Raw genomic sequence first — 19,611 nt, forward strand, 5'->3', positions numbered from 1 at the left:
AATGGCAAAGCGTGAGGGTTTTCTGCGTTTTGGCTTGTTCGTCTATCCGGTCGGCCACCATATTGCGGCATGGCGGCACCCGGATGCTGTTGCAAATGCTGGCATCAATTTCGACTATTACCGCAACGTTGCCTCGCTGGCAGAAGCAGCCAAATTCGATCTGCTGTTTCTTGCTGATGGTGCAGGAACTCGCGGCGACAATCTCGAAATTCTGAGCCGCACAGCGCATAGCTACGTAGCACAGTTTGAGCCACTCACGCTTTTGTCCTCGCTCTCGGCTGTCACCAGCCATATCGGTCTTGTTGCAACAGCCTCATCGAGCTTCAATGAGCCTTTTCACATCGCACGAAAATTTGCCTCACTTGACCATTTAAGCGGTGGTCGCGCAGGCTATAACCTTGTCACTTCGGCCAGCGACTTTGAGGCGCGCAATTTCAATCTCGACCGTCATTATGAACATGCCGACCGTTATGAACGGGCGGAAGAATTTGCCGATGTCGTCACGGGGCTATGGAATAGCTGGGAAGATGATGCCTTTCTTTATGACAAGGAGCAGGCACGGTTCTTCGACCCTAACAAGCGGCATGTGCTTGATCATAAGGGTAAGCACTTTTCCGTTCAGGGACCGTTAAATGTGCCGCGTTCGCCGCAAGGACATCCGGTAACGGTGCAGGCCGGTTCATCGGCAGCTGGAAAGGAACTGGCAGCAAAAAGTGCAGATGTTGTTTTCACAGCACAGCAGACGGTTGAGGAAGCTTCCGCTTTCTACAAAGATGTCAAACAGCGTGCAGCGCACTATGGCCGTGATGCCGACGATATAAAAATCATGCCAGGCATTTTTCCGGTTGTTGGCCGCACGAGGCAAGAGGCCCAGGATAAGTTCGATCAGCTCCAGAACCTTATTCACCCGTCTGTGGGGCTCAATATTCTGTCTTCGGGCTGGTCTGGCCCCGACCTTTCTCAGTTCGATCTCGACGGTCCCGTGCCGGAGTTGCCGGAAACTCAAGGCAGCAAAAGCAGACAAGAGCTTCTGTTTGAATTGGCGCGGCGCGAAAATCTGACCATTCGCGAACTTTATCTACGGGTTGCAGGTGCGCGTGGTCATCTGCAAATCATCGGCACGGCGACGGACGTGGCTGACGCACTCGAAGAGCGTTTTGAAACCTATGGCGCGGATGGCTTCAATGTGATGCCGCCTATCTTTCCGGCAGGTCTGGAAGACTTTGCCGAGCTGGTGCTGCCGGAGCTTCGTCGCCGCGGGCTTGCCCGCAGCGATTATGATGGTCCGACATTGCGGGACAATCTCGGTTTGAAAATACCGATCCATCCCGCGACATCGGTTCAGAGTTCAGACACCTTAGCTGCCATTAAAAAAGCGGTTTGAAGGGCGTGGGAGACCCAGGTGTTCACGCAGCGTGGCGCCCTCGTAATCGGTGCGGAAAATGCCACGACGTTGTAATTCCGGCACCAATTTATCCGCTACATCATCAAGGCCTTCCGGCAGAAACGGGAATACAACCGTGAAGCCGTCGCTCGCATCCTCTTCCAGCCATTTCTGCATTTCATCGGCAACGCTTTCGACGGTTCCGACGAAAGCAAGGCCTGAATAGCCGCCATAACGCTGAGCGAGCTGACGGACAGTCAGCTTTTCCTCTTCAGCCAATTTAAGCACTTGCGCCCTGCCAGACTTGCTTGCATTGGTTTCGGGAATTTGAGGCAGATAGGCGTCGGGATCGAAGCCTGATACATCATGGCCAAGAGCTATAGATAGAGATGCAATACCGCTATCATAGTGAACAAGACTATCGAGCTTCGCACGCTTCTGCTTGGCTTCCTCAATGCTATCACCAAGGACGATGAAGGCTGCAGGCAATATCTTCAGCGACGTTGGCGCGCGACCGGCAGTAGCCAAGCGCGACTTCAAATCAGCATAAAGCTTTTTCGATTCACCAATGTCGCGCGGCGCACAAAATACCACTTCCGCAGTTTCTGCCGCCAGCTTGCGACCCGGCTCTGATTGGCCTGCCTGAACAATAACTGGCCATCCTTGTACGGGGCGCGCGATATTGAGTGGTCCACGCACGTTAAAATCATCGCCATGATGGTCTAAAACATGCATTTTAGATGGATCGAAGAAGATACCGCTTTCCTGATCGCGAATGAAGGCATCATCCGCAAAGCTATCCCACAGGCCAGTTACAACATCATAGAACTCACGCGCACGCTTATAACGTTCTCCATGTTCAGCGTGCTCATCCTTGCCAAAATTCAAAGCTGAATCTGGGTTTGACGTCGTCACGATATTCCATGCAGCACGCCCTTGACTGATATGATCGAGCGACGCAAAGCGGCGAGCAATATGGTACGGCTCTTCAAATGTTGTGGAGGCGGTCGCGGCCAGACCAATTTTATCAGTCACCGCAGCCAAAGCCGAAAGCAACGTAAATGGCTCAAACGACGTAACGGTGTGACTGCGCTTCAGTGCCTCGACAGGCATGTTCAGGACTGCAAGGTGGTCTGCCATGAAAAATGCGTCGAACTTGGCCGCTTCTAGCTTTTGCGCAAAGGCTTTCAGATGCTGAAAATTGAAATTCGCGTCGGCATAGGCGCCCGGATATCGCCAAGCGCCAGTATGGAGACTTACAGGGCGCATAAACGCCGTAAGATGAAGTGACTTTGTCAATTGATTGTTCCTGAGGCTATTGCGAAATGTGGGATCGTCTTGATGAGTGCTGATCAGATCAATGATTTTACGACTACAGGTTCATTGAGCTAAGAAATATGGTTGCGCAGCCTGCGCTACTCAAGGAATTTACGCTTCATATTTCCGTGATTCATGCATCATCATGCTCATCATCTGTCACATAGAGATGATAAACTTCACCCCAACATATAGCGTCATCTTTATTGGGTTTTATCGACAAACGCGACATGGCATAATTTCTGAGTGGAACCGACATCGGCGTTTTGACGTTGAAGATGTGGTTCCGATCAGCCTCGGAGGCAAAATGGTTTCGCTTCTGGGCCTTGAGGAAAACAACAAAGGGAGGTCAGAAAAATGAAAGCACGCACAGCGAGTGTCGGTGATCTTGAGAGCGTTTTTCACGACCTTTCAGAGCGTATGGCGACTGAATATAGCTCTGCCGGAAAAGACGTAAAAGCTGCCCATGATAATTTCACAATGAATCTCAGTGAGGGCCGTGCGCATGCGTTGATTGAAGGCGACAAAGTCGTCGCCATTATTGCATGGCAGGAAGCTGACGAGGCTACAGACACACTTTTTGCAGCCAAAGAAGACTTTTTCAATGCACGGTCAGTCAGGTTCTGTCGCAAGCACATAAGACAAATTCAGGCTCTTTCTGGCGACCGCCCCATCCATTCAAGAAGCTGGCTTGATCGACCTGACGTCGTCAAATGGTTTCGCATCATTGGCTATCGAGAAATCAGCGGTGAGAATGGAGCGCATCTCTTCGAGCTTAGCGCCCCGGCAGGAAACAGTCTTCCCAGCCAATGACATCACTTGCGCCGCGCTTATCAAATTCAGCGCGGTGCGATCCATCTCAAATCCTCTGCTATAGCGTCAATTGTTACCCGCACGCGCGAAGCGAGAACACGTCCGCCGGGCCACAGGATATGGATGGGAAGCACCGGCATTTTAACAGCTGATAAGACCTGAACCAGCGCACCAGATGAGAGCTGATCTTCAACGAGCCATTGCGGTACCTGTGCGAGGCCAAGACCGGCCGCTGCCGCATCTACAATCATATCGTAGGCTGCAAAACTGTGCTTTGCGCGCATCTCGCATCGAACAGCCTCTCCTTCAGCGTTCAATGTAAGCCATGCGTCACTCTGCCTACCCCGAAACTGCGTGATACAGCTATGCTCAAGTAGTTGTTCCAGCTTCAGTGGTTCGCCATACAAAGCGATATAGCTAGGCGCTGCGCAAATAATGACATCTTGCTGGCCGATGCATTTTGAAAATAGATCTGTGCTATCCGGCAAATGGCCAATACGAACCGCGAAATCAAACCCTTCTTCGATAAGGTTTACAATGCGGTTCTCAAACGACACCTCAAAATGAATGTTTTGATGCTCTCTAGCCAATTGCATCAGAATTGGTGCAATGCGTTTGCGCCCGAACAGGTCCGGCAGATTAATCCTGACCCGACCTGTAGGCACTTCCTGACGCGAAGAAAGTACCGTCTCTGCATTGGCGAGTTCTTCAAGCGCACGGCGGCAGCTTTCAAGATAGACACGTCCCTCGTCCGTTAGGCTTAAGCTGCGGGTGGTACGTTGAAACAACCGGACACCGAGACGCTCTTCAAGTCGTGCAACAGCCTTGCTAACTGCAGATTGCGACAACCCAAGCACTAAAGATGCAGCAGCAAAACTACCCGACTGCTCCGCCTGAACGAAAGCTCTGATACCATTAAATCGTTCGTTTGAGATCATTATTCGATACTATGTGTCTTATATGACTATATAAAATGCCAGAAATGCGAAATTTTATCCATGATAAATTGCCTCACACAGAAATCCAGTCTGCAAAGGGCAAAAAAATGTCAGATGCGTTGAAAGATAAGACTATCGTTGTGATTGGTGGAAGCACAGGCATCGGCTTTTCGGTTGCTCAAACTGCCATAGCGAAGGGTGCCAATGTCATTATTGGCGCACGCGACGCCCAGAAATTACAAGCGGCAGCGGCAAAACTTGGCGAACGCGCAAAAGCTTTAGAGGTCGATACATCTGACCATGAATTGCTTGCAGCCTTTTTCAAAACAGCGAGTAAATTCGATCATCTGTTTATTTCTGCCGCGACCTATACAATCGCTGGTATCGACAGCAACAATGAGCAGGCAATCGAAAGCCCCTTTCGCTCCAAATTCTGGGGGCAGTATTGGGCCGTAAAGCAGGCATTACCTTATCTCGATAAAGCGGGGTCCATCACATTGATGGCTGGTGCTGCCGGTGCGAGACCGATCAAGGGTGGAGCGATCTATGCCGCCTGTAACAGTGCGATTGAAGGACTTGGCCGTGGACTGGCAATTGACCTTGCCCCCATCCGTGTGAATACGATTTCACCGGGCACAATTGATGGCCATTTATGGCAAAATCGCCCGCAAGAAATACGCGAGATGGCCTTTGAGCATTATCGCGGAGCGTCACTCGTTGGACGTCCCGGAACTGAGCAGGAGATCGCTGATACAGTGCTTTATCTTATGGAAAACCGCTTTGTAACAGGCTCAACGCTCTATCCGGATGGGGGCTACGCGCTTCGCTGAAAAACGATTTAACAACTGGCTGCATTATCTGAAACTTCTAATGCAGCCATTTGAATTTAAAACGTTTCTCCCCGAAGATGGCTTGCTAGAAATCGGAGATTATCCTGCCCCCAGTAAGTCTCAGTGTCATAGATATAGGTCGGGAAACCGAACACACCCTTATCGACAGCACGCTCACGATCAGCCTTCCACTTGGCCTGAACATCGTGATCATTTTCGCGCCCGACAAGATACGCGCCATCGAAGCCCGCTTCATCCGCGACCGCCCTGCGGACCTCTGGATTGCCAATATCTTTCGCTTCGGACCAGAAGGCGTTTTGCAGAACGCGGGTGAGTTGCAGCCAGTTCTGACCATCCAGATAGGCCGCGATTACACTGAAGGATGCAGGGGTCGGATCGCTCAGAGCGGGCCTATCATCAATCAAAAGTGGCTTGCCACGAAATCTGGCCCAACGCTTAAGATCTTGCGTGCCATAAGCGCGCCGGGCTTCCGGCCGGTTGCGCGAGAAGATGCCACCGTTCTCTTCAATCACAGTTGCAAGATAAGGCTTTATTTCGACCACATGCCGTTCTGCCAGTTCCTCAAGCGTATCAAGCCCCAAGTAAGACCATGGCGATCCGATGGAAAAGAAGTAATCAATCGTTTTTGGCACGTTGTGTCCTTCGATAAATGCTGCATTGGGAAGGTTATTTAAACTTTGGTAATCCGGGCGGATTGGTTTCAGATCGCTCTAAGGCTTCTTCACTCAGATGCCAGCGATCAAGAATACGAGCGTAGTCGCCGCTCTTAATCAGAGTGTTGGTGGCCACAGTCAGCGGATCAGCCAGACCGCTGCCTTTACGTGTAGTGATCGCCACGTCGGACCGATCTGGCCAACCTGCGCTCAGCGTACCCACACGTTTGATATTTCCGTCACGCGAGGCAATGAACACAAGCTGTGCATGAGGCTGCACAATCACATCGGCACGTCCCGACTGCACAGCCAAAAGGCTCGCGGCCTCATCATCATAATATTGCAGTTCAAGCGGCTTTAGCCCGGCCTTTTCGTTTTCCTCACTCCACTTGACGAGGATACGCTCCTGATTGGTTCCAGCTCCCACGATAATGCGCAAACCAGCAGCATCTTTGGGTTCTTTAATGGACGTAACGGCACTGTCAGTTTTCACAAACAGGCCATGTAGACCCTGCCGATAGGTCGAAAAATCGAACTTCTCTTTGCGTTCCTCTGTAACGCCAACATTTGAGATCACCGCGTCATACTTGCCAGATGCAAGACCTAGCGGCCAGTCAATCCACGCAACCGGCACGCTTTCCAGTTCAAGGCCGAGGCTCTCAGCAATGGCCGATGCATAATCCAGATCAGCCCCAACGACCGTTTTGGCATCTGTTGCATAGGCTGCAAGTGGTGGTCCTCCGGGTGCAACCGCCACAGTCAACTTGCCCGGCGTTACGAACTTGAAATCGGCGGGGATGGCGGCAATTGCTACGGCATCTTTCTGGACGTGAATGCGCCCTGACTGTTCAGGCGACAAATCAAAATCGTCTGCCGCGAATGCTGGCAGAGACGAAGCCGCGAACGCCGCCCATGTAGCGAACAACAGAGCACTTGCTCTCATAAACCATTCTCCATCTGTTTGAAAACTTGTGGGCTGGCGCAAGCACCCCTCATGCGCCAGCCCAAACCCTTACGATCCGCTTTTTGGCAGACCCTGCGGGTTTGTATGTGCCTCGGTGATGGCTTCTGGTCCAAGGTTCCATGTTTCGAGAACCTTGGTATAGGCACCGCTTGCAATCAGATCGTTGAGGACATTGGTCAGCGGCTGCGCAAGCCCGCTGCCTTTGCGCGTTGTCACTGCAATTTCAGCGGTAATCGGCCAGCCACCACTGACGGTGCCAACAAGCTTGGTCTTCCCGTTGATACCAGCCGAATAGGCCTGTGTCGCATTCACGCTGAACACTGCATCAGCGCGGCCGCTCTGGATCGCGAGATCTTTTACGGCATCATCGTCGTAATACTGTACCTCAATCGGTTTCAGACCAGCTGCAACATTCTGACGATCCCACTCAAGCAACACCTTTTCCTGATTGGTGCCAGCATCAGTAATGATCTTGAGACCTTCAATGTCTTTTGGCTGCTTCAACTCGCCAATTGCGCTGTCTGACTTGACGTAAAAGCCAAGCTCATCCTTGCGGTAAGTAGAAAAGTCAAACTTCTCTTTGCGCTCTTCCGTCACTGTAACGTTGGAAATCACAGCGTCGAATTTGCCGGAAGCAAGACCGAGCGGCCAATCAGCCCAGGCAACAGAAACCAGTTCCAAATCCCGTCCAAGACTGTCTGCAACGATCTGAGCCAGATCGACATCGTAGCCAATAACGGTCTTGGAGTCAGACGCATAATCATGCAGCGGTAAGTGTCCGCTGGTGCTGATACCGATTGTCAGAACACCATCTTTGACGAATTTGAAGTTCTTAACCTCATCGATACGATTATCGCTTTTCTCAACCCGCAAGCGGTTTGGCTGTTCGGGGCTAAGGTCAAACTTACCCTCGCTCCACGCTGTCCCCGAAGTCAGCACAGCCATCGAAATCAGGCCTGCAGTGAAGTATCCCGCTTTTCTGATATATGTCATATTCCCATCTCCTTGAGCTTAAAGCTCCATGTAATGACCTGATTTCTCGATATTCTGGCTCTTTACGAGCGGATTTTACGATCCGCTTTTTGGCAGGCCAGCCGGATTCGTTTTGGCCTGATCAACAGCTTCTGAGCTCAAGCTCCAGCGTTCAAGCACCTGCTGGTACTTGCCATTTTTGATAAGTTCGTTGAGTGAAAGCGTGAGCGCATCGGCCAGACCGCTGCCCTTGCGTGTGGTGATTGCCACTTCTGCTGTCTGTGGCCAGCCACCGCTCACAGTTCCGACAAGCTTGGTTTTGCCATGCTGCGATGCTGCATAGGCCTGCACGGCGTTGACACTGAACACCGCATCCGCGCGACCGGAATCAATTGCAAGGCTCTTGACCGCATCATCGTCGTAATACTGAATTTCAACAGGCTTCAGACCCGCTTCAACGTTCTGCTTGTCCCATTGCACAAGGATGTTTTCCTGATTGGTGCCTGGATCGGTGATGATTTTGAGACCCGCAATGTCCTTCGGCTCTTTCAGCGACGTGATTGCGCTGCCAGCCTTCACATAAAAGCCGAGTTCATCCTTGCGATAGGTCGAGAAGTCGAACTTTTCCTTACGCTCTTCGGTTACGGTCACATTGGAAATAACAGCATCGAACTTGCCGGACTGAAGCGAAAGCGGCCAGTCAGCCCACGCAATCGGCACAAGCACCAGTTCACGACCCAATGTGTCGGAAACGAGCTGAATGAGATCAGGATCAAAAGCCACGACAGTCTTTGCGTCCGTTGCATAGGTGCTGATCGGAGGGACCCATGGATTGATGCCGACGACGAACTTATCGTTCTGCACGAATTTGAAATCTTTCGGCACGGCATTGATGACAGCGTCACTCTTTTCCGTGCGCAGACGGTTTGGCTGCTCCGGGCTAAAATCGAGCTCTGCGGAAAAGGCTGGTGCGCTCAACAGGGTGGCTGCTGCAAACAAGCCACCCAGAATTGCATTTTTATAATGAGATGGTTTCACTGAATAACTCCCGAGATTGATCTGAATTTTCGACAAACAGCTCCCGTCAATCGCCTGTGCAAAGGCGATTGCTGCTGTCTGAATTTTGGTTGAATTAGATGGGTGTTCCTGCGTCAGAGAACTTTGGCGAGAAACTCCCGGGTTCTTGGATGCGTGGCCGCGTTAAACAGCTGTTCCGGCCTGCCGGTTTCGAGAATACGGCCCTCTTCCATGAAGACGACAGTATCTGCCACTTCACGCGCAAAACCGATTTCGTGCGTTACGATCACAAGTGTGGTGCCAGAGCGCGCAAGCTCCTTAATCACGTCAAGCACTTCGCCAACCAGTTCCGGGTCAAGCGCAGAGGTCGGCTCGTCAAACAGGATGACTTTTGGATTAAGAGCCAGTGTGCGGGCGATGGCGACACGCTGCTGCTGACCACCGGAGAGTTGACGCGGATAGGCATTTATCTTTTCGCTCAGGCCAACACGGGCCAGCAGACGCTTTGCGATCACGGTTGCGGCGTTGCGGCTCAGACCACGGACAATCATCGGTGCTTCGATGATATTTTCCAGCACAGTCAGATGAGGGAAGAGATTGAAGTTCTGAAACACCATGCCGACATCGACACGCTTTTTCAGAATATCCTTTTCCTTGAGTTCATAGAGAGTGTTTCCGCTCTGGCGATAGCCCAATAGTTCGTCATCAATCGCGATGAAACCATCATCAACGCGCTCCAGATGATTGATCGAGCGAAGAAGCGTTGATTTACCGGAGCCCGACGGCCCGAGGATCGCCGTTACACTGCCTGACTTGATATGAAGGCTAACATTGTCGAGAACCAGATTATCGCCAAAGCTTTTTGATACGCCATGAATATCGACTGAGCCGCGTCGTCCACCTGTGAACCCGCCAATAGTCAGCGCTTCGGTAATCTGTGAATTCTTCTCACGGCTGACAACATTCTGCACTTCAGCGGATGCTTTAGGCTGTGATGGAACTAAGCGGGAGAACAGACGACCAAACAGAGCCGGTGGCGGGTTGCGCAGAGCGCCACGTGAATAATACCGTTCCGTATAATATTGAGCAATCGACAGCACAGTCATGATGATCAAATACCAGACGGTCGCAACCATCAGCAGTGGAATGACTTCAAGATTGCGGCGATAGATGACCTGAACAGTATAGAAGAGCTCCGGGAGTGCCAGTACGTAGACCATCGACGTGCCTTTCGCGAGACCGATGATCTCGTTAAAGCCCGTCGGCAGGATCGTGCGCATGGCTTGTGGAAGCACAATGCGGAAAGCCTGACGACGACGCGGCAAACCAAGAGCAGCAGCAGCTTCAAGCTGACCCTGATCAACTGACAGAATACCGCCGCGAATGATCTCGGATGAAAATGCTGCCTGATTAAGACTAAGCCCAAGAAGTGCTGCTGCAAAAGGGCTCAATATCTGCACGGTCGGATATTCAGCGAATGTAATATCTGTATAAGGCACACCGAAACGCACGGTCTCATACAAATAGCCAAGATTGTTAAGTACGAGCAGCAGAACGATCAACGGAATAGAACGCAACAGCCAAATATAAGCCCACGATAATCCCGACAAAAGCGGAGAACGTGAAACGCGCGCCAGTGCAAGTGCGGTGCCAAGTGCAAAACCCAGCACCGTTGCAAGGGCAGTCAGCCAAAGTGTGCGCATCAGACCGACAAGAACGGGTTCAGCAAAGAACCATTCTGCAAAAACCGACCAGCCCCATTTGGGGTTTGTCAGAACCGATTGCGCCGTCGCGATGATAAGAACTGCCGCAATAATTGTACCTACAACACGCGCTGGATAACGTGCTGGCACGATGCGGTAATGTTTAAAATCACCGGGACTGACGCGAGGTTTAGCCTCGCGTTCGGTGCCGACAAAGTCTGTAGCAATGGCCATGATCAACGCTGCTCCGATTGGTCATTCAACTTATGACGAGAAGCGAAGGCGTCTGTCATGGAAGTCATATGTTGCAATATTCGGAGAAGATTGACCGGTTTTCAAAACAAATAAGTCTATTTAATCGAGCTGACGTGGATGTTTTTTCTACAACACCCACTTAAACGCCATGCATTTACTTAGCCAAAAACCGGCTGCTTCTGCGGAGTTTTAGTTGATTCAAAACCGAGCTCAGAAATATTTGCAATGTGCTTTTCAAACGGCAGTGTGCCGTAAATTTCCGGATCAGCGGCCACATCAAAAAGTGCCGTATATCCGTTGCGCAGATAAAGTTCCTTGGCTTCTGGCTGCCTGAAACCGGTAGTCAGATAGACGCGTTTGTAACCTTGAAGCCGAGCCTGCGTTTCAAGCTCTTGCAGTACCTTTTTCGCCAATCCCTGACGACGCAGATCGCCATGAGTCCAGATGCGCTTGAACTCAGCGGTCTCATCGTCATAACGCATGAATGCACCACCGCCGATGGTCTGACCGTCGCGCAACAACAAAAGGAAATTACCATGCGGCGGCGCGAAGGCTTCCGGTGGATATTTGTTCATTTCCGCAGCGGCACCTTCATCGCTGAAATAGTTGCCGTAGCGCGTGTCATATTCAATTGTCAGCGCTTCGATCAAAGGCACTGCACGACTATCAAGTGTTGTGGTGTAGAGAAATTCATCCGCCATGATATGGACTTCCGTATCAGTTGAGAGAAGCTTCGGTCAGACGCACCCAAAACAGGGCTGCTGGCAGTAAGATGTCATCGTTGAAATTATAGTCCGGGCTATGCAGACCGGCGCTGTCGCCATTGCCGACGAAGAGATAAGAGCCCGGCTTTTGCTCAAGCATGAAAGCAAAATCCTCGCTCGCCGTGCGCGGCCGAAAATCTTCGATCACCGTGCCTTTGGGAAAGCTTGTAAGCGCGACCTGTTTTGCGAATTCGGTCTCAGTTTTTGCATTAATCAGCGCCGGGAAACCCCATTGATAATCGACATCCGCAACCGCGCCATAGCTCTCAGCCTGCGCACGGGCAACGGCTTCAATCCGACGCCGCAGATCTTCACGCACGCTTTGTGAGAACGAGCGAATAGTTAGACCAAGATCAACATGCGCTGGAATGACATTGAGTGCATCGCCGCCATGAATAGAAGCCACCGTGACCACCCCCATATCGAGCGGATCAAGATTGCGCGCAACGATAGTTTGTAAAGCCAGAACAATCGACGAAGCAACCACAACTGGATCAACCGACTTGTGTGGCTCCGCACCATGACCGCCGCGACCATTAACGCGGATTCGTGCACGATCCACGGATGCCATTGCAGACCCGCTCACAAAGCCAAATTGCCCGGTAGGTACGCCCGGCCAGTTATGCAGCCCATAGACGGCATCGCAGGTAAAGCGCTCAAACAGGCCATCATTGATCATACGCTTCGCCCCTGCCCCAATCTCTTCCGCGGGCTGGAAAATCACATGCAGCGTGCCTGAAAAACGACCAAACTCGGCGAGATACCGCGCAGCGGCTAGAAGAATGCTCGTATGCCCATCGTGACCACATGCATGCATGACGCCGGAGTTTTTGCTTGCGTATTCAAGGCCAGTCGCCTCGATGATCGGCAGCGCATCCATGTCCGCCCGGATGCCGATGGTCTTGCCGGAGTCACCACGCTTCAAACTTCCCACGAGACCAGTACCGCCAATACCGTTTGTAACCTCATAGCCCCATTGGCTGAGATAATCGGCGACAAGTGCAGAGGTCCGAACCTCTTTGAAAGCCAGTTCTGGATGAGCATGAATTTCGCGACGCAGAGCGATAAACTCGTCGATAAACGAGGCAAGACCTGCCTCGATTTCGAGTTTTCGGTTTATCTCTGGCGACGGTTGAACAGTCATGCCGCGCCCTTCTGATCACCTTCCTGCGCAGGCGCCGCATAACGGCTCTGCGGAAGGATCAGGCCCAGATTTTCACGCAACGTATCGTGTTTCAGCGTGCCTTCATGATAGCCGCGCTTTTCCAGAATTGGCAGAACATGCGCAGTGAAATCATCAAGCCCTTCAGCAATGACCTGAAAGCCGAGGATAAAGCCATCTGCAGCCTTCTGCTCTTTCCAGCGGATAATTTCGTCAGCAATCCGCTCTGCCGTGCCGATGAAAGAAGTGCGCGGCGTTGCAGCATTAAGAGCCACCTCACGCAAAGTCAGCTTCTGTTCAGCCGCATCACGCTTGATACGATCTGTTGTCGAGCGGAAACTGTTTCTACCGATATCACCCAATTCTGGGAACTGCGCGTCGAGATCATAGGTCGTAAAATCATGATGATCGAAGAAACGGCCAAGATAGGCGAGAGCCTCGTTGACGCTTACCAAATTGCGGATTGCCTGATATTTTTCTTCGGCTTCCACTTCCGTTCGCCCGACAATCGGACCAATGCCGGGGAAAATACCGATATCATCCTGTGAGCGCCCATGCGCTACAGCACTGGCCTTGATCTGCGCATAGAATATCTGGCTGTCTTTAATCGTGCCTGCATTGGTGAAAACAGCATCCGCATGTTTACCGGCCAGACCAATACCCGCTTCCGATGCGCCGGCCTGAAAGATAACGGGCTGCCCCTGCGGTGAACGCTGAATGTTGAGCGGACCTTCAACGGAGAAGAACCGACCTTTGTGGTCAAGACGGTGGAAGCCTTCCGGCTTGTAAAACTGACCAGTTTCGCGATCACGAACAAAAGCGTCATCGTCCCATGAATCCCAAAGGCCTTTGGTGACGTCGAGATATTCATCGGCAATTTCATAGCGCAGTGCGTGATCGGGATGCGGCTTGCCGTAATTCCGGCCCGATCCTTCCAGCGGGGTTGTCACAACATTCCAGCCAGCTCGTCCACCTGAAATTAGATCAAGCGATGCAAACTGACGCGCAATCGTAAACGGGTCGCTATAGGACGACGAAACGGTACCTGCGAGGCCGATACGTTTTGTATGCGCTGCCAGCGCCGACAAAACAGTCAAAGGCTCGAAGCGATTGAGAAAATGTGGAATGGAAATCTCATTGATATAAAGCCCGTCTGCGATGAAAGCGAAGCTAATGCCCGCCTCTTCGGCCTTGCGCGCCGTATCAATAACGAATTGGAGGTTGACACTGGCATCGGCAGGGCCGGACGGATGCTTCCAGGCGCTCATATTTCCGCCTGCTCCTTGCAGCATCACGCCAAATCTAATCTGTCTGGAACTCATTTGAGATTTTCCTTATAGCCAATGGCTTTTAATCAGGCGGCAATAGCTAGACGTTCGCCCGCGAGGCTTTCAATCGCAGCCAGTCTTTGCTCATGGGAAACAGCAGGGAACTCGAGTACAAACTCTTTAACCCCATATTGCGCGTGCAATTCATCGAGCTTCTGCTTCACCTGCTTTGCAGAACCTGAAAGCACGCTTGGGTGCTTTTCCTCAACACGATAATCAGTCTCACCAGCCTGCCGCGCAAACTCCGCTGCCGCCTCCGGCGTGCCAACGGAAACAGATACACCCGACGCCAGATGGACTTTAAAAATCTTGATTTTGCTGACGGCCGCATCGACGTCGTCTTTGCTTTCAGCCACCACAGCGCCCAATGCTAGGACGGGCACTTTTCCAGTCGCATCACGATAGACGTCAAAGGTTTTCTGCAGATTGGCGGTATCGCCGTTGAGATGGCCTGCATAAACGAAATCCCAGCCTGAACGAGCGGCGAGCAACGCGCTATCAGGGCTTGCACCAAGCACAAATTTTTCGGCCGGAACCTGCGGTTTTGGCGTCGCCGCCAATCCCTCAAATGGGCCGGAAGCTATTTTGTCGCCGCCAAGGAAAGCACTGAGTTGTTCAATCTTGCTGTTAAAATCGAGCCGCTTTTCGGCGCCGAACTCCTGCTGCAAAGCCTTGGTTGATAGCGGCAACCCACCGGGCGCTTTCCCCACGCCAAGATCGACACGCCCCTGCCCGAGTGCTGCAAGCAGGTTAAAATTCTCGGCAACCTTATAGGGGCTGTAATGCTGAAGCATAACGCCACCAGAACCTATTCTAATACGTTTGGTTAGTGCGAGGAGATAGGACACAAGAACTTCGGGCGATGGCCCGGCCAACTCATCTGCATGGTGATGCTCTGCAACCCAGAAACGCTTATATCCAGCCTTCTCTGCCGCTTGCGCATAAGACACGGTATTAGCAAGTGCAGTTTCCGCGTGTCCTGCCGGCACCACAGGGCTCTTGTCGAGAAGGCTTAACTGATAGGGCATCGACGTATCCGCTTTCATTGAGAAATTGAAACCGCCTGATTTGCCAGGCAGAGCTTTCCCATTATGCGAAGCACATAGATGCGATCAGCCGAGCTTATTTTCCCGGCGCTGACATAAAATCTCAAAGATCCAACGACTGAAATATACTGTATTCAGGCAAATTAATTCTGTTTCATTCCGTATTTTTAAAATGCGCTTCTTCACTTTTATCTTCTGCACATATTCGATCAAGAACAGCGGCTTATTGTGCACCTTCACCAACACCACGTTCGGCGATATTGCTTTGGCCCTTGCATAAGCCCTGCAACCCTTATTCGGTTTCGCTAAACATACAATTGCATCTCAAAATATTAAATATGGCATTCTATGAAGTCGCCGATCTATATCTTTAAAATACCTGTAACTTTTCCATCAAAAAATAGAAGCAACTCGTGGTGTCTTGGATGTCATACTAGATACAACGACGAGCTGATTGAACTCACCACGTTTGAAGGCATTCAGAAACCGCGGATAGTCTTTAAAAACAACGCAGCCATTCGAGTTTCCACTTTTGCCCAACATATATGTATGCGCAAGAAGACCATCCCGATTATGTGGATTACGACCGTCGACGGGCGTCAACCGAATTGCTGCGACGCCGTGGAAAAGACTTTCGCGCATGCGCAAATTATATGTATGAGGTGGCGTCGCACCACGATTTTTTTGGGTAACAGAGTTCGGATTATCGCGCATCGGCCCTATACCCGAATGCGCTTCCAAACGTTCGCCATTTGGTAAATAAACGGTCGCAGCCGAAATATCATAAATGGCAGTACGGCTATTAATTGGAGACCTGAACAGTCTCTTCAAAAGTCCGTCATGCTTTGGTTCGTCATCCCGTGTTGCTTCCGTAGCATAACGAGTTGTCTGTGCAGGTAAGCGGCTTATTACAGGCTTACGCGAAGGTAACGGAACTTCGTCAGGCATTAATGTTTCTGGCGCATTTTTTATGATCGGTATCTGTGGAGCAACGTCAGGCCCCAGATGTGAGGCGTCTATTTCGGCGACTCTTTCAGCTTTAATCGGCGTGTAAGGAACACGTTCTGCACGTGGCTCCACTATCTTTTCTGAAATTGCCACTTTCTCTTCAATGACGCTATCTGGTCCGATATCCGAAATGATATCTCTGTCACCATCGACTTTGTTGCGATGCCAATCGACATTTGAATAACGCGTATCAGCGGTATAAGCCGCAATAAAACGCTGCCGAATGACATTATCTATACCAAGGCTATGATTTACAGTCGCAAATTTCTGCGGAAAATCCCCAGGCAAGCGCCGCATTACAGGGGCAACGGAAGCAAAAATGGGCAAAACAGTCTCAGCGACACCTATCGCACTTAAAACACCACTAAATGCAAACAAGCCAACTGCTAAAATCGTAGCAATTTGAGGAAATCTATAATTCTTCTTATTGGAAAATTTATACCGAAAACTGAATGCGGTATCAAAACTAAAATCGAATGTATCAGTTACCAGCGCCATAACTCTTAACCCGCATGGAAAATAGAATTCAGAAAGTCATCGAAGCTAGGATTTCGTCAAAAAACAAACACCCGTAATCTCAATGAACCGCTGATAAGACATTCTAATTATGCAAAATTATGGTAACCAAATTCTTTACGCGCCCATCCTCATCTACGAAAATAAATAATTCACTCGATAAGTGATATGATTCAATCAACGACGCGCTCGTCACATTCCCGACTATAGATACGCCTGAAGAGCTAAAAACCGACAGTTAGCCGGATGAGCGGCCCGTTTTTCTTGTAAGTAGTAGCTTTCAGCCCCTCCTCGTTTTTTACAGGGACGAAATACAAAGACACAATATAAACAATTAAAGGTGATCCACTCTTAAAATATTTTTTTATAACAATATCAAATAATTCAAGAATATTGAGACACATGGATCGTAACATTATCTGTTACTAATTAATTTCGCCACTTGGTAAGATGTTGCTGAAATGGCATTCTGAAGCCAATTTATTATGAGGTGGAGACGTTATATGCGACAACAGTTTGACCTTTTTAACGCCTCCTCATCGGAGGTTGAAAAACAGGCAGAACTGCGTCCTATCCGAACCAAAGTTGGGAAATCAGCCCCTATTGATGAAGCGGAAATGGTACAGCGCCTGAAAGACAGCGGGCGTTATCGTATTTTGCAGAGACTTGATCCTCCGCGAACAGTCGCGAATGCTGATAAGATTAATTTCCCACGACTTGGCGTTGTGGTCGATACTGAAACCACCGGCCTGAGTGCTGCTCAGGAAGAAATCATTGAAATCGGTGCGGTGGCCTTCCGTTATGCTGATGACGGTTCAATCGGAGACGTCTGTGCAACTTTTGGTGCGTTGCAGGAGCCCTCGAAACCTATCCCCGCGGATATTACCCGTATCACAGGTATCACCGATGAGATGGTCGCCGGGCAGATAATCCCGCGCGCCAAACTCGAAGCACTGATTGCTGAAGCCGACATCATCATTGCACATAATGCTGGTTTTGACCGGCCATTTCTTGAGCGTTTTTCGCCCATCTTTGAAAACAAGCCATGGGCTTGTTCGGTCAAGGAGATTGACTGGACGGCACGCGGCTTTGAAGGCACTAAACTTGGTTATCTGATCGGCCAAAGCGGTTATTTCCATAATGGCCACCGTGCAGAAGATGATTGTCAGGCGCTGCTGGCGGTTCTGAAAGAACAATCAGGCAAAACCACTCCATTTGCAGAATTGCTTCAAGCGAGTCAGAAATCGCGCCTTCGCATTTATGCAGAAAACAGCCCTTTTGAAATGAAAGACAAGCTGAAGGAGCGTCGCTATCGCTGGTCCGATGGCACAGACGGACGGCCAAAGTCTTGGTGGTCGGAAGTCGGCGAAGACGAGCTTGATACGGAACTCGAATATCTGCGCACCGAGATATACGGCTGGCGCGATGCAGAACCTCTGGTTCAGAAACTCACCGCTGTTGATCGTTACAAAGAGCGAGCGCCACTCAGATCAAAATAAAGAAAAGGCCGCATCACGCGGCCTTTATTCTTATGCAATGATGGGCCAAGGACGCTGGACAGGCCGCATGTCCTCATAGGCCTTTGCAAGTCGTAGCACGCCCAGATCATCAAAGCGCTCGCCAAAAATCTGCAAGCCAATAGGCAGCCCCTTGGACGTATAGCCACAATTGAGCGAGATTGCAGGCTGTTCCGACATATTCATCGCAACGGTAAACGCGATGTGCTCGAAAGGGCGTTGCGGATCATTGACCGGAGAGGCCCATTCCGCCGGATAGGTCGGCATTGGAGCGGTTGGGGAAATGATGAAATCGAAATCCTTCGATGCCGCAAGCGCTGCATGGCGCATCACATCTATTTGGGAAAAGCCGGAATAGACTTCCTCGCCAGTCAAACCTTCAGCGGTTTCAGTCCATTGATAGATGTATGGCAAGATTTTCGCACGGTTTTCCGGTGTCATCTTAGAGACGTCGGCCCAGGAACGCGCCCGCCAGAAGCGATCAAGTCCATCGATCATGGTGCGATTGAGGAATGGAGCAACCGGCTCAATAATTGCGCCAGCACCCGCGAACAGCTTCGCGGCGGCTTCCACAGCTTCGCGTGTTTCATCGCCCGTTGGCTCGCCAAAACCAGCATCGAGCCAAAGGCCGATTTTGAGACCTTTTACATCAATATCAAGGTTCATCCAGTCGATATCCTGATATGGCAGGCTCATCGCGTCACGGCGATCAGGACGGGAAAGCACCGACATATAAAGCGCGCTGTCGGCAACTGTGCGCGTCATTGGCCCTGCAACGCGGCCAAGAAACGCCGGATCGATTGGAATACGTCCGAAGGACGGCTTCAGGCCAACCAGACCGCACCAGCCTGCCGGCAATCGAATAGAGCCACCAATATCCGTACCGATATGCAGTGGCCCGTAACCAGCAGCACCAGCGCTGCCTGCACCAGCACTTGAACCGCCCGGATTGGTGTTCAAGTCCCACGGGTTGCGCGCAAGCTTATGAAAGCTCGAAAGCCCAGAGGACAACATACCGAGATCAGGCATGGTTGTTTTAGCCAAAAGCACGCCACCAGCCTCGCGGGTTCGGGCTGCGGGCGGCGCATCAATGGCTGCGGGATTGAGAGGCAGTGCTGCACAGCCCAGCGGAACAGCTGTACCTTTCGTGGCAATATTTTCCTTAATCGTCAGCGGCACACCGTCAATGGGGCCAGCAGGCTCACCTTTTGACCAACGTCCTTCCGATGCCTTCGCAGATGCCCTCGCGTTTTCCGGATCATAAGCCCAAAGCGCATTCAGTTTCGGCTCATAGGCCTCGATGCGCTCAATTACAGCTTCCGTAACTTCAACCGGCGAAAGCGATTTCGCCTTATAGGCAGAAACAAGATCGACAGCTGACAAATCGGCAAGTGAAGACATGG

Annotated in this window: 17 protein-coding genes; 4 read left to right on the forward strand and 13 right to left on the reverse strand. The window is 51.0% G+C overall.

From position 1 onward, the window contains the following. Position 1: 1 nt before the first annotated feature. On the forward strand, positions 2–1,384 hold the full coding sequence (locus tag WH356_RS07320; protein WP_339509541.1) for an LLM class flavin-dependent oxidoreductase: 1,383 nt from the start codon (positions 2–4) through the stop codon (positions 1,382–1,384). Here WH356_RS07320 and WH356_RS07325 read toward each other — a convergent pair. Further along, positions 1,358–2,683, reverse strand: a complete 1,326-nt coding sequence (locus tag WH356_RS07325) for an LLM class flavin-dependent oxidoreductase (protein ID WP_339509542.1) — start codon at positions 2,681–2,683, stop codon at positions 1,358–1,360. The genes WH356_RS07320 and WH356_RS07325 overlap by 27 nt on opposite strands. Positions 2,684–3,058: 375 nt before the next feature. Here WH356_RS07325 and WH356_RS07330 point away from each other — a divergent pair, with 375 nt between their 5' ends. Beyond that, complete coding sequence (locus tag WH356_RS07330; RefSeq protein WP_339509543.1) at positions 3,059–3,514, forward strand: hypothetical protein; 456 nt, start codon at positions 3,059–3,061, stop codon at positions 3,512–3,514. 26 nt (positions 3,515–3,540) lie between these two features. On the opposite strand, the gene WH356_RS07335 is transcribed toward WH356_RS07330, so the two are convergent. Beyond that, a complete protein-coding gene (locus WH356_RS07335; protein ID WP_339509544.1) occupies positions 3,541–4,452 on the reverse strand; it encodes a LysR substrate-binding domain-containing protein in 912 nt (303 codons plus the stop codon). A 107-nt stretch (positions 4,453–4,559) separates the two neighbouring features. Here WH356_RS07335 and WH356_RS07340 point away from each other — a divergent pair, with 107 nt between their 5' ends. Continuing rightward, on the forward strand, positions 4,560–5,282 hold the full coding sequence (locus tag WH356_RS07340; protein ID WP_339509545.1) for an SDR family oxidoreductase: 723 nt from the start codon (positions 4,560–4,562) through the stop codon (positions 5,280–5,282). 56 nt (positions 5,283–5,338) lie between these two features. Here WH356_RS07340 and WH356_RS07345 read toward each other — a convergent pair whose 3' ends face one another. From WH356_RS07345 to WH356_RS07390, 10 genes are all read right to left on the reverse strand, one after another. Further along, positions 5,339–5,935 (reverse strand): 2-hydroxychromene-2-carboxylate isomerase, encoded by a 597-nt coding sequence (locus WH356_RS07345; protein WP_339509546.1) that lies wholly within the window; start codon positions 5,933–5,935, stop codon positions 5,339–5,341. A gap of 34 nt (positions 5,936–5,969) precedes the next feature. Beyond that, complete coding sequence (locus WH356_RS07350; RefSeq protein ID WP_339509547.1) at positions 5,970–6,899, reverse strand: ABC transporter substrate-binding protein; 930 nt, start codon at positions 6,897–6,899, stop codon at positions 5,970–5,972. 69 nt (positions 6,900–6,968) lie between these two features. Next, positions 6,969–7,913, reverse strand: a complete 945-nt coding sequence (locus WH356_RS07355; RefSeq protein ID WP_339509548.1) for an ABC transporter substrate-binding protein — start codon at positions 7,911–7,913, stop codon at positions 6,969–6,971. A 75-nt stretch (positions 7,914–7,988) separates the two neighbouring features. Continuing rightward, positions 7,989–8,930, reverse strand: coding sequence for an ABC transporter substrate-binding protein (locus WH356_RS07360; RefSeq protein ID WP_445253644.1), 942 nt, complete (start codon positions 8,928–8,930; stop codon positions 7,989–7,991). Positions 8,931–9,043: 113 nt separating this feature from the next. Continuing rightward, positions 9,044–10,846 carry an amino acid ABC transporter permease/ATP-binding protein gene (locus WH356_RS07365; RefSeq protein ID WP_339509549.1) on the reverse strand — a complete coding sequence of 601 codons (1,803 nt, stop codon included), beginning with the start codon at positions 10,844–10,846 and terminating at the stop codon, positions 9,044–9,046. Between the two features lie 179 nt (positions 10,847–11,025). Further along, positions 11,026–11,568, reverse strand: a complete 543-nt coding sequence (locus tag WH356_RS07370; RefSeq protein WP_339509550.1) for a GNAT family N-acetyltransferase — start codon at positions 11,566–11,568, stop codon at positions 11,026–11,028. A gap of 16 nt (positions 11,569–11,584) precedes the next feature. Beyond that, the gene (locus tag WH356_RS07375; RefSeq protein WP_339509551.1) at positions 11,585–12,775 is read right to left on the reverse strand and encodes a M20 aminoacylase family protein; all 1,191 of its coding nucleotides are present in this window, start codon (positions 12,773–12,775) and stop codon (positions 11,585–11,587) included. Then, positions 12,772–14,115: an LLM class flavin-dependent oxidoreductase gene (locus tag WH356_RS07380; RefSeq protein ID WP_339509552.1), complete on the reverse strand. Its 1,344-nt coding sequence runs from the start codon at positions 14,113–14,115 to the stop codon at positions 12,772–12,774. Before WH356_RS07380 ends, WH356_RS07375 begins: the two co-directional genes overlap by 4 nt. Before the next feature lie 32 nt (positions 14,116–14,147). Beyond that, a complete protein-coding gene (locus WH356_RS07385; protein ID WP_339509553.1) occupies positions 14,148–15,149 on the reverse strand; it encodes an MsnO8 family LLM class oxidoreductase in 1,002 nt (333 codons plus the stop codon). A gap of 411 nt (positions 15,150–15,560) precedes the next feature. Next, positions 15,561–16,673: a DUF2778 domain-containing protein gene (locus tag WH356_RS07390; protein WP_339509554.1), complete on the reverse strand. Its 1,113-nt coding sequence runs from the start codon at positions 16,671–16,673 to the stop codon at positions 15,561–15,563. 521 nt (positions 16,674–17,194) lie between these two features. Between WH356_RS07390 and WH356_RS07395 the strand changes: the two genes are divergently transcribed. After that, entirely contained in the window at positions 17,195–18,190 is a 996-nt protein-coding gene (locus WH356_RS07395) for a 3'-5' exonuclease (RefSeq protein WP_339509555.1), read from the forward strand. 30 nt (positions 18,191–18,220) lie between these two features. Here WH356_RS07395 and WH356_RS07400 read toward each other — a convergent pair whose 3' ends face one another. Then, complete coding sequence (locus WH356_RS07400) at positions 18,221–19,609, reverse strand: amidase (RefSeq protein WP_339509556.1); 1,389 nt, start codon at positions 19,607–19,609, stop codon at positions 18,221–18,223. Between the last annotated feature and the right edge of the window lie 2 nt (positions 19,610–19,611).

This window comes from Ochrobactrum sp. MYb379, assembly GCF_037479515.1.
In the GTDB taxonomy this organism is placed as follows: domain Bacteria; phylum Pseudomonadota; class Alphaproteobacteria; order Rhizobiales; family Rhizobiaceae; genus Brucella.

Excerpts from the sequence above, each read along its gene's own strand:
- WH356_RS07320 (WP_339509541.1), top strand. The coding sequence starts at position 2 with ATGGCAAAGCGTGAGGGTTTTCTGCGTTTTGGCTTGTTCGTCTATCCG.
- WH356_RS07330 (WP_339509543.1), top strand. The coding sequence starts at position 3,059 with ATGAAAGCACGCACAGCGAGTGTCGGTGATCTTGAGAGCGTTTTTCAC.
- WH356_RS07335 (WP_339509544.1), bottom strand. The coding sequence starts at position 4,452 with ATGATCTCAAACGAACGATTTAATGGTATCAGAGCTTTCGTTCAGGCG.
- WH356_RS07340 (WP_339509545.1), top strand. The coding sequence starts at position 4,560 with ATGTCAGATGCGTTGAAAGATAAGACTATCGTTGTGATTGGTGGAAGC.
- WH356_RS07350 (WP_339509547.1), bottom strand. The coding sequence starts at position 6,899 with ATGAGAGCAAGTGCTCTGTTGTTCGCTACATGGGCGGCGTTCGCGGCT.
- WH356_RS07355 (WP_339509548.1), bottom strand. The coding sequence starts at position 7,913 with ATGACATATATCAGAAAAGCGGGATACTTCACTGCAGGCCTGATTTCG.
- WH356_RS07365 (WP_339509549.1), bottom strand. The coding sequence starts at position 10,846 with ATGGCCATTGCTACAGACTTTGTCGGCACCGAACGCGAGGCTAAACCT.
- WH356_RS07370 (WP_339509550.1), bottom strand. The coding sequence starts at position 11,568 with ATGGCGGATGAATTTCTCTACACCACAACACTTGATAGTCGTGCAGTG.
- WH356_RS07375 (WP_339509551.1), bottom strand. The coding sequence starts at position 12,775 with ATGACTGTTCAACCGTCGCCAGAGATAAACCGAAAACTCGAAATCGAG.
- WH356_RS07380 (WP_339509552.1), bottom strand. The coding sequence starts at position 14,115 with ATGAGTTCCAGACAGATTAGATTTGGCGTGATGCTGCAAGGAGCAGGC.
- WH356_RS07385 (WP_339509553.1), bottom strand. The coding sequence starts at position 15,149 with ATGCCCTATCAGTTAAGCCTTCTCGACAAGAGCCCTGTGGTGCCGGCA.
- WH356_RS07390 (WP_339509554.1), bottom strand. The coding sequence starts at position 16,673 with ATGGCGCTGGTAACTGATACATTCGATTTTAGTTTTGATACCGCATTC.
- WH356_RS07395 (WP_339509555.1), top strand. The coding sequence starts at position 17,195 with ATGCGACAACAGTTTGACCTTTTTAACGCCTCCTCATCGGAGGTTGAA.
- WH356_RS07400 (WP_339509556.1), bottom strand. The coding sequence starts at position 19,609 with ATGTCTTCACTTGCCGATTTGTCAGCTGTCGATCTTGTTTCTGCCTAT.